Source organism: Campylobacter sp. RM12637, from assembly GCF_020137645.1.
Lineage (GTDB): Bacteria > Campylobacterota > Campylobacteria > Campylobacterales > Campylobacteraceae > Campylobacter_E.
The window spans coordinates 1-17,008 of sequence record NZ_JACGAV010000014.1 but is presented as its reverse complement, the minus strand read 5'-3'; the positions used below and the strand labels follow the sequence as shown (position 1 = coordinate 17,008).

Genomic DNA, 17,008 nt, shown 5'->3' with positions numbered 1-17,008 from the left:
CATAAAACGACTTTTAACTTTTAGTTATATTAAATATAAGAAAGGACAGAATAAATGAAAAAACATAAAAAAAACAATTTTAATTATAGATTATTCTTATTGTTATACTATTTATAAACCCTAGCAAAACACGGCTAATTTGCTAGGGTTAGGTGAATTGCTTTAAGCTTAGGCTAAGCCGTGCTTCACTATAATTTGATTAGAGAATTAAAAAAGTGTTTTACTTAGAACTTTTTTAAGGTTCTAAGTAAAGCTATGATTAAAACGATTAAAATAATTGTTTCTCCCATATTACCACCTTTCCACCCTAACAAGCCTAAGGCAAAAAGCAAATCATATTATAAATTAATTTTTATTAAAAACATTTTAAATAATATTTTTATGGTATTTTCCGTTTTGGAAATAACCACTTTACGGCACTAAAACGATTTTTAGCTTTTAGCTATCTTGAAAATAAAAAGGATAGACAAATGCTAAAAGTTGCAGGATTTTTTGCAGGTAGTGGTGGGATTGAATTAGGATTTAGCCAAGCTGGATTTAATATAATTTATGCAATCGAGATAAATCCACTAGCAGCTAAAATATACGAAGCAAACTTCAAACACAAAGTAGATATTAAAGATATAAAAGATGTAGATAATGTGCCTAATTGTGATGTAATAGTGGGTGGTTTTCCTTGTCAAAGCTTTAGCCTTGCTGGTCTTAAGCTTGGATTTAATGACAAAGTTAATGGTAATTGCTTTTTTGAACTTGCAAGAATGATAAAGCTTAAAAATCCAAAAGCCTTTATGCTTGAAAATGTAAAAGGACTTGTAAATCACGATAAGGGTAAAACGCTAAATATTATTAAAAATACTCTTAAGGATTTAGGATATTACTTACATATAAATATTTATAATGCAAAGGAATATGCAAATATCCCGCAAAATCGTGAGAGAATATTTATAATCGGATTTAAAGATAAAAGAGCTTATGAAAGATACAAACCTTTAAAAAAAGTGCCTTTAACTAAAAGCATTAAAGATTTCGTAGATTTTAATGCTTTATTAGATGAGAAATATTATATAAAAGAGAGTTTTACTAGATATGAATTAGTAAAAGATATAGAAAAATATAAAATATATACTATTGCATTCAAACAAGCTAGAACAAATAAAGATAATGTATGTCCTTGCTTACTTGCAAGTATGGGCAAGGGTGGTGGTAGAACACCTTTTATAAAAACAAGTGATGATAGGATTAGAGTATTAACTCCTAAAGAATGCTTTAAACTGCAAGGCTATCCTGATAATTTTATTTATCCAAAGGATATATCTAAAACACAACTTTACATAGCAGCAGGTAATAGTGTCGTAGTGCCACTCATAAAAGAAATTGCATTAAGTATCAAAGAAGCTTTAAAGCATAATTTATAGCACTAAAATGAGATTTTACAAAACGCTAAACTCTTTTTAATTTAATTAAAAGGAGTTTTGATGACTTATGAAGAATTTCAAAAATTATATAATGAAGATGAAGAGTTTAAAAGTTTAATAGATGAAAAAGCAAAAGCAAAAAGTAAAGCGATTGACAATATTGCTACAAAACAAGTAAAAAACATAATCGCTGATATAAATACAAGCGATAATGAGTTTTTACAAACACCTAGTCAAACACCTACGCAAACACCTACACAAGAGCCAACACAAACGCCTACGCAAACGCCTATGCAACAAGTAGGACAAGCATTTAATGATAAAACTAAGATATCTAATAATATAAATGAAATGAAAACTTTAAATGAGATAGCAAAAGATAATAAAAGTGATATTACAGGTTATATTAATGATATAACTAAAAAAGAAAGAGAAGAATTTGATTTTTATACTAATGAGATTAAGCAAAATACTAAAATAAAAAGCGATAGTTTCATAAATAAATTAGTTAAAAATTATAGACAATTTAACAAAGGAGAAGATGTTGTTACATATGCAAATAATGTAGTAAAACAAATAAATGATTTTACAAATCAAGGTATGCAAGATTTAGAAGATGATGGCTTATTTGCTCATTATAAAATAGATAAAAATGATTTTAATTCAGAAGCTTATTTTAATTACATTGAAAATCAAGCCCTAAAACAAGAAAAAATCAAGCCCCTTGATAATTTTATATTAGATAGAATGTTAGCGTTAAATGAAGTCAATAATAAGTTTAATGATATAGCAGCAAAGGCTAATCATTTATATACTGATTATTCAGATATTATAAAAGCAGCAATAGGAGATAATAATGATAAAGCTGAATTGTTAGACAAGACTGCTGTAGTAAAAGCTCAAGTTAATTCATATTTTAACAAAAACTATAATAGCCAAATTACTCAAGATGGTAAAAATTATTATGCGATTGATAATATTACAGGTAAAAAGATATTTCTTGGAGATAGCAATAGTATATGGTCTGATTTAAAAGCTGCACCATTTGAAACAACTCTAACTGCTGCAGGTGCCTTAGGTGGCGGAATTATTGCTAAAAATACTTTAGGAGCAAGACTTGGAGCAACTTTAGCTACAGAATTAGCAGGTTCAATCACAGCGGCTGCTTTAGCTGCTAGTGGTGGTTCTATAGTTGATTATTATAAAAATGTCAACGAATTAGGTGTAGATGGCAATTGGGATGAAGCATTAAAAAAAGCAAAAGAAGCAGCCGCTTTTTCTGCGGTTGTTGATATAGGTGCTTTAGGAGTATTAAATACACCAAAACTAATTTCAAAAGGTTTTAATATGACCATAGGTAAAATAATACCTACTAATGCAAAAAAACGAGCGAGTAAATTTATAGGTGGTCAAGGTATTGGAGCAGCAGAAAATTACACTAAAGGTTTGCAAATAGAAGATGATGTATATGAAGTATTACTTAATGCAAATGAAAAATATAAATTTGCTGATTTAAGTGAAATAAAACATAATCACGAAGTAAGAGAAAAATTTGCAGATAAAGTAGTAGGAGTAATAGCTAATCGTTTCGCTCAAGAAGAGATTACAAAATCACAAAAAGAAATGCTATTAAAGGCATTAGTTAGCGAACAAGGTGCAGATAACTTAATAGAAGCAGTGCAGAAAAACATAAGCTACGCACCACTTTTAGAAAAAAATATCATAGGAGCTCATACAAGAGCTTTTCATACTTTTATGGGACAAATAAAAGATAATGTAAGTGAAGAAGAAATAAGCAAAATCATATTTAAAAATATTGATGAGATTAAAAATAACTATGCAAATATCTATGAAAAAATAAAGAAAATTGACAAAAATGAAAATCATAAAGTAGATATTAAAGAATTTTCAAAGCTATTAAATAATTTTTTAGAAAGCGATACAAATATCGCACATTTAACAAGTAGACAAAAAAGAGAAAAGTTTTTTAGGGGATTTGAAAATATTGTTTTTGATGATAAGCACAATTTAAAAAGCTTTAATGCTAATGAACTAATAGAAATTAGAAAAGAGCTTTATAGTTATTATTATTCAAATACAAATAAAGGTGCTTTAAAGAAAGATTATAAAGCTTTAAAAGATATTTTAGATAGTAAAATATATGATTATTTAGAAAAGCTTGAAAAGAACGGACATAAAGAATTAGCAAAAGAATTTAGAGCCGTAAATGATGATTATCACTTCTATAAATCAGTTTTATTAGATGATACGATAGGCTTACAAGAAACTTTAGATAAAAGATTGTTAGATAATAACGCCTTTTTAAATGCTTATGAAAAATTATTAAAAGATGATATTAGAAATGAAACAGGCGAAAATTATTTCCATAGGTTTATATCAAAACTAAGCGATAGTGAAAGGGCAAAAATAGAGTTTTCTATAATAGAAAGAAATATTAATAAGAAAATCCATACACAAAGATTAAGCGAAATTGTAAGTTATGATTATGGTAAAATCGCAGATGGCTTAAAAGGATATAACTTTTTATCGCAAACTAGCAAAGATATGGTGGAGTTAATTGATACATATTCTAAGTTTTTTGCAAATGATATAAAAATTTTAAAAGCTATTGGTAAAGATGCTACCGAGCAATTATCACAAGGTATTAGCCAAAATGTAATAACAAGATTTTTTACAATGCTTTCAAATCTTTTTATGCAGAGCTTAAAAAAATATATGTTTTGGACTGATAGTGGTAAAAAAGCGTCGTTTCAATATCATATCCTGCAAGGCATTAAACAATCTAAAAATATAAATGATTTTAACGACTACCTAAAAATGAGCTATAACTTGGCAAAAGATAGCAAATTAGCCTATGCAAGTATTTTAAAAGAGATGGTAGATGATACTCAAAAAATGGTGGATATCAAAGATGAAATCATAAAAGAGAGCGAAAAAGGAACACCAAGAAAAGTAAAAGAGCGTGAAATAGATTTAGATAATGTTACACCTAATTCAGGCAAAGCTGATTTGATGGATGTGGGATTTACTAAAGAAGAAGCTAATAAAATGACTTTAAGACCATTTGATGAATTAGGCAGCTTAGGAGCTGATAATGAAATATTTAAAATGGATTTTAAGAAATATATAAATAAAATAAATGATAATGAAGAAGAATTTTATAAAAGGAGTTATTTAGATGATAGAACAAATTCAAAAGGTGCTACATTCAACAGAATTGGTGAATTTAACGAATTATCGCAAGATAATGGCATTAAGGGAAGTTATAATGTCCTTAACGAAGGAAGAGCAACAGAGTTTAGAAGTGAATTTGGCGGGGATAGAAGAAGAGAGCTTACTAAGACAGATACTAGAATACGAGAAAATCAAGATGAACGATTGGCAGATAAAGTATCTAAGCAATCATCTGATACCGACTTGGCTGGATTATCAGAGCAACGAAATGCTAATAGCCTTAATGCAGAAAAAACTATGGATAATACTAGATACGATAACACAGAATTGGCAAGTGATAACACAAGAAATTTACCCACCGCAACACACACAAAAGCAGGAGAATTACAGGAGAATGGTAATGAGCGATTTAGAGAGATTGCTGATACTAATAGATTTGAACGAGATAGCAGAATACGACAACAATATGCAAGAAGCGAAGAGAATATTATCACAGGTGTTGAGCTAGAAAAAAAAGAAACGATTAATCATTTAGCTACTAAAAAAGCTAAGCAAAAGGTAGCTAAAGATTTAAGTGATGAAAAAGTATTAAATGAGAGCATAAAAGAAGCAAAAGAGCAAAGGGCTTTAAGCGAAGCTACTAAAAATTATGCAGGAACAATTGATAAAGCAAATATTAATACAAATATACAAAGCTTAAAGTTATTAAAAGAGCTTGAGAATACAGGAAGAATTGCTAATGAAGAAGAACAAAGATTGTTAGCTAGTTTTAGTGGATTTGGTAAAGACGCACAAAAAGTATTTAGTGAAGATAGTAAATATCTAAAAGAACTAAAAGAGTTTTTAGATGATAGCGAGATAGAGCAATTAAAAAGAGCTACGCTAGACGCATATTTTACCCCTACTGCAATTGTAAATAATATGTATGAGATAATGAAAAAGCTAGGCTTAAATAAAGGAGATTTAATCCTTGAGCCTAGCGTTGGGCTTGGTGCATTCGTTAGAAACAAAAACGAATATAACTTTAATTTAGTTGAGCTAAATCCTGTTATTGCAAGATTTACAAAGCAGCTTTATCCATCATCAAAATTAATAAATGATGATTATATAAAAACAAGTGCTAAGGCTAATTTCATCTTAGCAAATCCACCTTATGGCAATATAAAAACTTTTTATAAAAATGAAGAGCTAAATATACACAACGCATTTACTAAAAAAATGATAGATGATTTAAATGAAAACGGCGTTTTAGGTATGATAATAACTCATAGTTTTATTGATAATATGGATAATGCTATGAAAGAATTTCTTCATAAAAACGCTGATTTTATTACGATGATAAAAGTGCCTAATAAGGCGTTTAAAGATACAGATATTAATACTGATATTATCTTTTTACGCAAAGGCACAGGGCAAAACATAGATGTAATGCTAAATAATTTTTATGAAAAATATCCACAAAACTTACTAGGTGCAAGTAAGAGCCAAAAAACAAATCAATATGGTAAATTAGAAGATATTTTTAGTGGTGGAGCATTAGAAAAAGCTCACGCAAATGATGATATAAGGATTAATATAGATAGTATTAAAATCTATGAATACGAAAAAAATCCAATAATTAACAAAGAATTAGACCAACCACTACTAAAAGCTAGAGAATATTACAATAAAAACGCTGATGAAATAAGAGCTGGCGAAGTTTATGTAAAAGATAATAAAGTATATTTTAACGATAGCGAAATAAATTTAAATGAACTTGATAAAACAAGAGCAAGTGCTTATAAAAAATTCATTGAACTATATCCTAATATAAAAGCCCTAAGAACCACATTAAATAGCTTAAGAGAAGCAGAGTTAAGCGACGCTAAATTAGATACTATAAATCTACTTAGAACCAAACTAAATAGTGATTATGATACCTTAGCAAAAAAGCTAAAAAATGATAATATATTTAATTCACACGCTTTAAAATACGGACTTGAAAACGACGCTTATGCTTATGAGCTAAAAGCATTAATTAGATACGATGAAAAAACTAAAAAATACTATAAAAATGATATTTTTAATAAAAGGGTGTTTAATCCTGTAAAAGTTGAAAGTAAGCCTAAAAGCATAACTGACGCATTCTATTATAATCAAAACAAAAACTACGCATTTAATTCTCAAAGCTTAAGCGAGTTGCTAGATAATAAATTTAGTGTTAGAGAGATTGAAAAAGAGCTTTTAGATAAAGAATTGGTGCTTAAAAATCATAATGGCGAATTAGTAGATACAAATGAGCTTTTAAGTGGAGATTTATTAGAAAAAATAGCAGAATTTAAAAATGCAAAAAACTTAGATGAATATCAATTAAAAACACTTGAAAAACTAGAAAACGCCTTGCCCGAAAGGATTAAAATAGATGATATTAGCTTTTCTATGAGTTCAAATATCATAAAAGAAAAATATATAAAAGACTTTTTTAGTGATACTTATAAAGCTAATATAAAAGATATTATTAAAGAGCCAAACACGAGTAAAATAGATATTATTTTTAGCGAACTTGGAGAGCATAAGTTAGTAGTAGATGATTTATATAAAACTTATGATATTAGCGATTTTGCTGATATTATTTTAAATAATAAGCAAATCGTAGCTCAAAAATATATAGACAAAAAGCTAGTAATTAGTGATAAAGGCACACAAGCTTTAAAAGGCATTATAAACGATATTAAGCTTAAATTTGATAATTATGTAAGAAGTAATTATGCAAATGAAATTGAAGAAAGTGTATATAAGCTAAATGCAAAGATAAACAAATCTTATGAAAACTCACATATTAGCGTTGCAGGAATGAATGCTGATATTAGTCTTTACGACCATCAAAAAAGTGCAGTGGCAAGGGTTCTTGATAATAAAGCAACTTTTATAGCTCACGAAATGGGACTTGGTAAAACTATGAGTATTGCAAGTAGCGTAATGAAACTTAAAGAAGTTGGCAAAGCAAATAGAAGTATGATAATAACGCCAAAGGCGGTTGTAGGTCAATTTGCTAATGAGTTTAAATTCTTATATCCAAATAGCAAAATCTTAATGATAGATAAGTTTGATAAAGCAAATCGTTTAAAAACTCTTAATATGATGAAATACAATGATTTTGATGTATGTATCATAAGCCACGATAATTTTAAAAATATAAAAATAAATACTGAATATGAAGCTAATTTTATTAAAAGCGAAATAGATGAGCTAGAAAGCACGATAAAAAGAATTAAAGCAAAAGATAATGATAATATAAACATTAAAAATCTAACAACAAGACTAGAAAACGCCCAAAACAAGTTAAAAAATAGACTTGAAATTGCAAATAAAGAAAAAGATAATGTGTTTTTTGACGACTTAGGAATTGACGCTTTATTTGTAGATGAAGCACATAAGTTTAAGAATATGAGCTTTTATTCAAGTTTTAAAAACTTAAAAGGACTTGGTGCAAACGACGCAAGTGAAATAGCTTACGATATGTATATAAAAACTAGCTTTTTAAGAGATAATGATAAAAGAATTGTTTTTGCGACAGGAACACCGCTAAGTAATAGCATAACAGAGCTATATTCATATATGAGAATGCTAAAACCTGATGAATTAAAAGCGTATAACATACACTCACTTGATGATTTTATAAACGCACACGCAAAAATTGAAGCAGTGCTAGAGCCTAATGCAAAAAACGAGCTAGTAGAAGCTACTAGAATAACTGATATTGTAAATATTAAAACTCTTAAAAATATGCTTTTTAGCGTGATGGATTATATGAGTAATAAAGAGCTTAAAGAAATTTGGGAAATCCGTGCTAAGAATGGAGATTTAATAGCACACGAAAAACTAAGAAGCCTTGCACCTAAGATAGAGCATATTGAAGTGGCTATTAAACCAACAGATGAGCATAAAGCTAGAAATAGATTATATGCTAAGTTTTATGATGATTTAAATAATAGTAATAATCACGCATTAGCAGGACTTGAACACTATAAAAAAATGTATGATGAAAATAGACTAAGCGAAAAATATGAAGGCACTTTTTCAAGTGATAAAATATATTCTAGAAAACTTGCAGCAAATGGAGAATTAAACGCCGCAAGAATGAATGATAGTATTGATATAAGGCTTAATGGTGGAACGCTAGATGATGAAAACTCTAAAATAAATACTGCAGTAAAAAATATAATAAATACTGCTAAGGATTGGGATAAAGATAAAGGAACTCAAATTGTGTTCTTAGACAAATCAAATGCTATGCAAGATGAGATAAGAGAAAAATTAATAAAAAGTGGTAAGTTTAAAGAAAGCGAAATCGTAAATATTAGAGATTTTGACAAAATCACAAACGAGAATAAAAGAAATGAAGAAATAGCAAAAGCTTTAGAAAAAATGCAGAATGGAGAAGTCAGAGTTTTAATAGGCTCAAGGCAAAAACTTGGAGCTGGAGTGAATGTGCAAAAACGCATAGTAGCATTACACAATATAGACGCTCCGTGGAACGCAGCTGATTATATGCAAGCACTTGGTCGTGCTGAAAGGCAAGGAAATGAGCTAAATAAGATATATGATAATTTTAGTGTAAAAAGCTATAACTATGTTTTAGAAGAGAGTTTTGATGCTAAAGTTTATGATATATTAAAGCATAAACAAAATATATCAAGAACATTTTTTGCAAAAGATAGCAATTTAAATAGTGCTGAAAATTTTGTAGGAGATATACCATTTGAGACTATGTCAAACCTTGCAAATGGTAATGAATTAGCAACTAAAATGCACGAGCTAATGAAACAAAGAGCTAAATTAGTAGAAAGTAAAGCTGCAATTGAAGCTGCAAACACTAATAACGAGCAAATGTTAAGTAAAAATCAAGCACTTTTTAGCAAAGCAAATAAAACGCAAAAGCTAATAAAAAGCCTTGATATAAAAGAAAGCGAGAATGTAGTAATTGGTGGTAAAGAATATCCTAAAAATGCTGATACAAATAAGCTTATAAAAGAGCGTTTAAGGGCTAATCAGCACTCACACGATTTTTTATTAAGTTACGATGGAGTTTATGTGAATTATCAAAGAAAAAGCTTTAATAAATATGAGCTTTTTATATATGATAAAATTGATGGAGTTGATACAAGATTTGACTTAGTAAAAGAGTTTAGTTTAGATGATAATACAAATATACTGCAAAGATTAAAAAATAGTTTTGCTAAGTTTAGTGATGTTTTAAAAGAACAAGGAGAGATAAAATACAATGCACTTAAAAAAATCAACGAAGCAAAAGAATATAAAGTGCAAGTATTTAATGATGATGAAAAAATCATAAAGCTAAACAATGAAATCGCAGAGCTTAAAGCTGATATCAAAAGGCAAGTAAAAGCAGCTAAAGAGCAACCAAGCAACGAGCCTATAAAAGAAGAAATAAAAGAAGAGCCAAAAACTTTAAAAAACGATTTAATAAATAAAAGTAAAGATGATAATTTAAGTGAGTGATTTTATGTAAAAAAAACGCTGGTTGCAGTGATAGTGCAACTAGCGTAGCATTTATTGCACTAATTCTATCTAAGTTTGAAATCTGCAGTTCACCTACAAGATTTAAAAAAATAAATGCTAGTTTTTATTTTAACCCTATTTTATTAATATAAAAATAAAAAAGGTTTGAAACTTGAAAAATATTAAAATTACTGATGATTTTATAAATGATTTTAAATTAGATGAAAATATTAGAAAGAAAAGCTTTAAAATAAAAGATAATTTATATATTAGATTTGAGCGAAATGTTAAAGCATTTGATTTTAAAATGAGTTATCAAAATAAGGTATATTTTGAGAAAATAAATGAATTTAATTATCAAGATTTTACGATAAAAGATGCTTTTATTAAAGCTTTAGAAATTAAAGCAAGTATTTTAAAAAACCATAAAATTGATTTTGCTAAAATTGTCAATATTACTCCTAATAAATCTAAAAATCAAGTTTTTAGTAGGACTTTAAGAAGAACAAAATTCCTTAAAATTGATAAGATTATTTATAGGCTAAAATATACTGATAAGATTTTCAAGTTTAGAATAAATGAGTATTTAATAGTAAAAGTTTCTAAAAAATGCAAGGCTTTTATTTTTAATTATACTAAAGATAATAATTATTATAATTATAATTTGGGTTGGTTTTCAGCCGATTTTTTATATAAAGACGCTATGCAAAAAGTTGAAGAGTTGAAAAGTGAATTAAATATTTAATTTTTAAATATAAAATCTAATTAAGAAAAAATATAGTTTCACAACCGATTTGAAACAAAAAAGCATTATAATAAATGCGTTTTAGGTAAATGTTAGTTTCATAACTTTGATTGTGAAATCATCTAAAAAGTAGAAATGAAAAGGATAATGCGATTAAAAATCACACTCCTTTTTTTAAATTCTCATTTGCATATTGTATGATTTCGTTACCATCAAAATCAAATTTATAAAAATATAAACTTGTGTATTCTCTTACTAAATATGCTTTAGCTAAAAACTCTTTAGTAGCTAGTCTTTTATCAAGTTTTAAGATTGATTTGCTTGTATATTTTATAAGCTCTAACCATTCTAGTTCTAAAATTTCTTTTTTGTTTGGTGTAGGATTTAAAAAATATTTGCATTGTTTAGTAAGCAAAATAAATAAATCATTTGTGTAGCTATCTTCAAAATTATGAATATTAAAATCTAAAAAAGGCAATTTGCGTTTTATCTCACAATAATCTATGATATATTTTGTTCTTATATACTCAAAATTTGATTTTGTTTTGTAAGGATATAGCTTTTTGTTTTTATCTAAAAAGCTTAAAACCTTATCATAATAAGTCTCATCATTTTTTAAGCTTTCATAATCATTACTTAAAATTGCTAATTCTTGCATTAGCTTGTATTTTTCATTGAAATCGTTTATAAGCTCATTAAAACCGCACTTTTTGAATAACTCTATTATTTTATCTTTATTAGTAATTCTGTTAGCAAAAAAATCATCAAAACAACTGCTACAAAATGATTTTAAATCACCCTTAAAAAAAGTTAAAAAATCATCTATATTATTATTTAAAATATTTTGGATATGATATTCACAATAAAAATTATTGCTAAAATGAGTGCTTAAAAATAACTCATAATTTTGTTTATGCAAAACACTAAAATCTATTATATCAACTTTAAATTCTTTATTTAAATATTTTATTTCTTCATCGCTTAATTTTAGGATATTTTTAATTTGAATAAAAGTTTCATAATCTGTTTTAAGCGTTGAATTTCCATAAGCAAAATTTAAAATGGCTTTATTGTTTATGTTCTCATTTTTTAGAGTTGTTAATAGACTTAAATCATCATTATTTATTAAATTAATCAATTCTTTTAAAATAGTATTAGCTTTTTTATTTTTTGGTATTAGTTGCTCTATGTGAAACCTAAAATAAAAAAAATCTAATTCATAAAAGCTTGTAGCATTGAAATACTTGCTAGTATGATGATATGAGTGATATCTAAGCGTAGCTTCTTTAAATGATGAAAAAGTAATTACTTTTTCTAGCAAAAATTTAAATACTTCATAATCATCAAATTGACTTAAAGCTTTTAATATGTTAACTTTATTCCATTTGCTCTTTGGCATAATATTATCTTCGTAACATTTAACTGCATTGTTACTCATTCCTGCCGCCCAATCATAACCTGCCATTTTAACTCCTTTAAAAAATAATATAATTGTATTTGCTAAACGCTTGATTTTGCGTTTTTGCTTGGCTCTTATGAGTGATGAGTTTAGCTAAGAACTCATCGCTTTTAATTAATTCTAAGAATGCTAAGTAATTCATATTGCATCCTTATAATAAAGTTTGCAAAATTCTTTTAAAGCACTTAGTGCTTCTTCGTGTTCTCTAAACCTTTCTTTAAGATGATATGTCTTTCTCATATCATCATTAAATCCGCCTTCGCTGACAAAATCTACTTTATCGCTTAAATATTCTTCTTGCTCTTTTGATAGTTTTTTGAGTCTAATATCAGCCTTTATTGTCTCATCATATATTGTTAAGCTAAGTTCTATGCTATCACCTGAAAATCTGCTACTTTTTGTATCTGCAATTGTAACAATTCTTTTAATTGAATGTCCTTTTGGATAAGCACCTGCTGAAATAATTTCTAATTCTTTAAACTCTTCAAATGCTTTTGCGTAAGCTTTTATGTTAAATCTTTTCATTTTTTATCCTTTTATTTAATTATTTTGCTTAAAATAAAAGCCCTTGCTCGTAACAAGGGCTAAAAGGCTCTTAAGCAAAAAGCCTTTTGCAATGAGATATTAAAATCTCTTTTAAGTTGGTGTTTTTAGAGAGAGTGCTTATCTCTTCTAAAAACATTTCATCATCGTAAAGCTTTACGAACTCATCTTCTGAAATTTGTTCTCTAAATAATATGTGTTTTAGCAAAAGATTGTGCTTTTCTTGAAACTCATAAGCACTGAAATTATCTTGCCTATAAGCTATGACAAGTGTTTGTGCTTCTAAGCTCAAGTTATTAAAATCTTTATCATTCAACTCGCTAACCATAACCCTTGCAACTTCGTTTAAGAAGTCTTCTAAACTCATATTTAAATCTATCATCATTTATCCTTTTTGTTTTTTTATTTTTTTTGGCTTTTTAAAAAGCAACTTGTTTTTTATCCGTTTTAAAATCTTTTTTTTGTTTTTTATGGCATTTGGTTAGTCTCCTTTCGTTAGTATATATATGTTTAAAAAACATTCTTTATTATTTTTTTTCGTTTTAAAAACATATTAAGCGAAATGTAACATAATATTCTTAAATTAAACTTAAATAAATGTTATTTTTAAATATTTTTTATATTTTTTATGTTTTATTAACATATATATATTAAACTATCATCATATATCAAAAAAAAGGAAAAAAAATGACAAAAGAAGATTTTCAACAAAAGCTAAAAGATTTGAAATTAAGTCTTACTGACTTTGCAAAACTTATAAACACTCCTTACTCAACCGTGCAAAATTGGACTAGAGAAAATCACACGCCGCCTTCTTGGCTTGAGAGCTGGTTTGATAACTATGAGAAGGCAAAAAGTTTTGATAGTGTAAAAGATGAAGTAATCAAATTAGCTAAATTATTTAATAAAGAATAGATTTAATTCTGAATTTAAATTCTTGTATTTTTTTAAGAATTTAAATTCGCCACCCCACTTAAAAAAATCACATACCATACTAAAGTTAATAAACAATTAATTTTATAAAGAATTTAAATTTATTTTAAGGAAAAATTGGTAAAATACTTGTGTCTTTTGCTAAAGCTTAAGAGTTAAAGATGATTTAAAATTATTTTTAATTTTTGTTTTTTTGGGTGGAAAGATATGGTGGATTAAAGATGATAGAATATATTTTATTTTTAATTCTTGTAATCGCTTTACTTAAAACTTTAAAAAGTTTCTAAGTAAAGCACAATTCAAAAAAACCTAAAAGCATTATAAACTTGCACTGCTTAGCTTTAGCTTAAGGCAAAATCAATCCAAAAAAACTGCGGTGCGGTTTTAATGCTTATAAGAGTGAAAGCTTTTATAAGCAATTGGATGATTTAAATCTTTCAAAATTACGCTTAAAATCAAAAAACTTTACTAAAACATACTAAGATACTAATTTTATATTTAAAACGATTTTAGATATGTTTTTGTTAATTTAAAAGCATATTTTATAAACTCGCCACATCAGATTTTTTTACACTTTTAAAAATTCGCCGCCCCCCACCGAAAGGAAATTTTTTTATTTTTTATGGTTTTTAACTTTAAAAATAAGTGTTTTCGCCGATTTGTGCTAGGTTTTTAGACAATTCTTTAGGATTTTTTTAAAAATTCTAATTTTTCTAAAAAAATATTTTTGCTTTTTTTTGATGGATTTATGTTTTGTATTGAAAACTTTAATCCTTTACAAAAATTATTTTTTTTAGATTTTTTAGCACAATTTAGCACAATTTATAACACAATAATATTTTTAATATTGCTAAAACTACGACTACATAAGCAAATAAACATTTTTATACTAATTTTTAGCTCAAATTCAGAAAATCAAAAACGAAAATTTTTAAACAAAAATAACTCAAAACACGCTCACTAATACTCATTGCCTAGAAGTGAAAATCGTAAAATCATAGGGGGCTATCTTGCCCATCGTAACAATTACCCCTAGCTATGCAAATAATCAATTCTTTTAAAAATTAGCCAATTTGTTTTAAAGCCAAGCAATCATAAAAACAAAAAAATATTTTTAAATTGGGCGACTTGAATTTGAATTTTGGGGGCGATTTATGGCACTAAAATGAGTTTTTGGTTTTGGGTAATCTTTTTGCAAAAAGATTAAGGCTTAAAAATGAACCTAGATAAACTCAAAAAAATGTTTAAAGAAGCAAAAGAGATGAAATACGCTGAACGCAAAGAATACGAGCAAAGCTGCGAGTATTATCATAATAATCAGCTAAGTGATGAAGTTTTGGCAATTCTTAAAGAAAGAGGCCAGCCACCGCAAAGCGAAAACATTTTCGCAATGCTTATAAATAAAGTGCTAGGCTATAAAAACCAAGAGCAATTAGACATCCAAGTATTGCCTACGCAAGAAAGGAACAAAGACTTAGCGATTTTGCTTAGCAATATTTTAGAGAGTTTATTTGATTACGAGTGGCAAAAAGAAAGCAAAAAGCTTTTTTTAGACCTTGCGAATGGGGTGGCAGTCGCTAAGATATGGTGCGTGGCTAGTAAAACTACAAACAGATGGGGCGAACCTAACAAAGAACTTCACATAAAACGCATTGACCCTAAAACATTTTTCATAGACCCTTATAGCAAGGAATATAATGCAAAAGATAGCAGATATTTTCATCATATCCAACTAATTAGCCTTGATGAAGCTAAAAAGCTTTTTAAGGGCAAAATCACTCCTAGCTGTGTGATAACTAATAGTTACGGAAGTGAATTTGTGCGTATAGTTGAGACTTGGTATAAAGAAAACGACGCTTGGCACAGGGTTTTTTGGAATAATGAAATGATTTTTAAAAGTGAAAAAAATGTTTTAAGCTTTAATAAAACGCCTTATGTCGTGCAAAAGTTTAACATAGATGAGAAGAACAACTTCTATGGCTTTTTAAGAACCCTTAAGCCTGTGCTTGATTTTATAAACTACGCTGAAAACAGAATGGCAAATATGCTAAATAGCACTAAAGTTTTTTATGAAAAAAGTGCAGTGGATGACCCTGAAGAGTTCGAGCGTGGTGCGAGTATGGATAATGTGATTTTACCTGTAAGAGATGGGGCGTTATCGGGCAATAAAATCCGTGTAGATAATCAAGCTCAAGAAATAAGTCAAATAGCTGCAAAAGTGAATGAGAAGCGTAACACAGCACAATTTCTAGTAGGTTTTAATAGTGAAATGCTAGGCTTTACAAATACTCGTGTAAGCACAGAAACCGTAATGCAGCGTAATCGTGCAGGTGTGATTAGCCTTGAACTTTATATGCAAAGCACGATAGCATTGCAAAAAAATATGGCAAGAATTATGCTTGATTATATTCAGCATTATTTTGATACGGAGCAAGTGTTTAGACTTGTGGATAAAGAAAATTACGAAATATACTATCAAACAATTAATGAAGCCGTGCAAGAAAACGGCGTAGTAATCTATGAAAACGGAAAGCCTAAAATGAATAATGCAATTTCGTTTGATAGATACGATATACAGCTAAGCACTAGAACAGATACGGACGCAAGTGAGCTTAAGTTTGCAACTTGGGGCGAAATCTTAAAAACTATTGCACCAATAGACCCGCAATTAGTCTATAAACTAATGCCAATGATGTTTAGTGATAGTTCAAATGCAACTTATAGAAAGGTTGCAAATATTATGCAAGAACACATAGAGCAAATGGGGCAAAACGCACAGCAAGACCCAAATGCCGACTTTAATCAAGCTATGCAGCAACTAATGTTACAAGAAAAACAAGCCGACATTAATGTCAAAAAATCAAAAATAGCCGAAAATATAGCCCAATCTCAATATCATCTTAAAAAAACAGATAATCAAGGAGAGCGAAACGACCTTTAAATAAGGCTTTTCGCACCTTTTTTATTTTTTTCTTTCGTTTAAGCAAACTTTAAGCTACCCTTATATATTTTATTTATAAATAAATTTAATATAATAAATTTAAATTTAAATTTTTAATTAGATAATATCTCTTTATTAGAATTTATTAAAATTCAAATTCTCTAAATTCAAAAAAAAAAAAAAAAAAAAAAAAAAAAAAAAAAAAAAAAAAAAAAAAACTTTTATTTATTATATTTTATTATTTTTTTTTATTTTTTTTATATTTATTTTTTTTT

9 protein-coding genes are annotated in these 17,008 nt (G+C 27.7%); 5 read left to right on the top strand and 4 right to left on the bottom strand.

Translation table 11 applies throughout. The features are described 5' to 3' along the window. Positions 1-470 precede the first annotated feature (470 nt). The 3 genes from dcm to AVBRAN12637_RS07305 all read left to right on the top strand — a co-directional run bounded on the left by dcm (position 471) and on the right by AVBRAN12637_RS07305 (position 10,857). The gene (gene dcm / locus AVBRAN12637_RS07315; RefSeq protein WP_336615595.1) at positions 471-1,415 is read left to right on the top strand and encodes a DNA (cytosine-5-)-methyltransferase; all 945 of its coding nucleotides are present in this window, start codon (positions 471-473) and stop codon (positions 1,413-1,415) included. Between the two features lie 60 nt (positions 1,416-1,475). After that, positions 1,476-10,112, top strand: coding sequence for an SNF2-related protein (locus AVBRAN12637_RS07310; protein WP_336615594.1), 8,637 nt, complete (start codon positions 1,476-1,478; stop codon positions 10,110-10,112). 172 nt (positions 10,113-10,284) lie between these two features. Further along, positions 10,285-10,857: a hypothetical protein gene (locus tag AVBRAN12637_RS07305; RefSeq protein WP_336615593.1), complete on the top strand. Its 573-nt coding sequence runs from the start codon at positions 10,285-10,287 to the stop codon at positions 10,855-10,857. Between the two features lie 160 nt (positions 10,858-11,017). On the opposite strand, the gene AVBRAN12637_RS07300 is transcribed toward AVBRAN12637_RS07305, so the two are convergent. The 4 genes from AVBRAN12637_RS07300 to AVBRAN12637_RS07285 all read right to left on the bottom strand — a co-directional run bounded on the left by AVBRAN12637_RS07300 (position 11,018) and on the right by AVBRAN12637_RS07285 (position 13,241). Then, entirely contained in the window at positions 11,018-12,322 is a 1,305-nt protein-coding gene (locus AVBRAN12637_RS07300) for a hypothetical protein (protein WP_336615592.1), read from the bottom strand. Positions 12,323-12,332: 10 nt separating this feature from the next. Beyond that, positions 12,333-12,458: a hypothetical protein gene (locus tag AVBRAN12637_RS07295; protein ID WP_336615591.1), complete on the bottom strand. Its 126-nt coding sequence runs from the start codon at positions 12,456-12,458 to the stop codon at positions 12,333-12,335. Then, the gene (locus tag AVBRAN12637_RS07290) at positions 12,455-12,841 is read right to left on the bottom strand and encodes a hypothetical protein (protein ID WP_336615590.1); all 387 of its coding nucleotides are present in this window, start codon (positions 12,839-12,841) and stop codon (positions 12,455-12,457) included. Before AVBRAN12637_RS07290 ends, AVBRAN12637_RS07295 begins: the two co-directional genes overlap by 4 nt. A gap of 70 nt (positions 12,842-12,911) precedes the next feature. Next, positions 12,912-13,241: a hypothetical protein gene (locus tag AVBRAN12637_RS07285; RefSeq protein ID WP_336615589.1), complete on the bottom strand. Its 330-nt coding sequence runs from the start codon at positions 13,239-13,241 to the stop codon at positions 12,912-12,914. 305 nt (positions 13,242-13,546) lie between these two features. Here AVBRAN12637_RS07285 and AVBRAN12637_RS07280 point away from each other — a divergent pair, with 305 nt between their 5' ends. Continuing rightward, positions 13,547-13,774, top strand: a complete 228-nt coding sequence (locus AVBRAN12637_RS07280) for a helix-turn-helix transcriptional regulator (RefSeq protein WP_336615588.1) — start codon at positions 13,547-13,549, stop codon at positions 13,772-13,774. 1,234 nt (positions 13,775-15,008) lie between these two features. Then, positions 15,009-16,733, top strand: coding sequence for a portal protein (locus AVBRAN12637_RS07275; RefSeq protein ID WP_336615587.1), 1,725 nt, complete (start codon positions 15,009-15,011; stop codon positions 16,731-16,733). The last annotated feature ends 275 nt before the right edge of the window (positions 16,734-17,008 follow it).

Bases quoted from the DNA above. Each gene is read 5' to 3' on its own strand.
- dcm (WP_336615595.1), top strand. From the start codon at position 471: ATGCTAAAAGTTGCAGGATTTTTTGCAGGTAGTGGTGGGATTGAATTA.
- AVBRAN12637_RS07310 (WP_336615594.1), top strand. From the start codon at position 1,476: ATGACTTATGAAGAATTTCAAAAATTATATAATGAAGATGAAGAGTTT.
- AVBRAN12637_RS07300 (WP_336615592.1), bottom strand. From the start codon at position 12,322: ATGGCAGGTTATGATTGGGCGGCAGGAATGAGTAACAATGCAGTTAAA.
- AVBRAN12637_RS07295 (WP_336615591.1), bottom strand. From the start codon at position 12,458: ATGAATTACTTAGCATTCTTAGAATTAATTAAAAGCGATGAGTTCTTA.
- AVBRAN12637_RS07290 (WP_336615590.1), bottom strand. From the start codon at position 12,841: ATGAAAAGATTTAACATAAAAGCTTACGCAAAAGCATTTGAAGAGTTT.
- AVBRAN12637_RS07285 (WP_336615589.1), bottom strand. From the start codon at position 13,241: ATGATAGATTTAAATATGAGTTTAGAAGACTTCTTAAACGAAGTTGCA.
- AVBRAN12637_RS07280 (WP_336615588.1), top strand. From the start codon at position 13,547: ATGACAAAAGAAGATTTTCAACAAAAGCTAAAAGATTTGAAATTAAGT.
- AVBRAN12637_RS07275 (WP_336615587.1), top strand. From the start codon at position 15,009: ATGAACCTAGATAAACTCAAAAAAATGTTTAAAGAAGCAAAAGAGATG.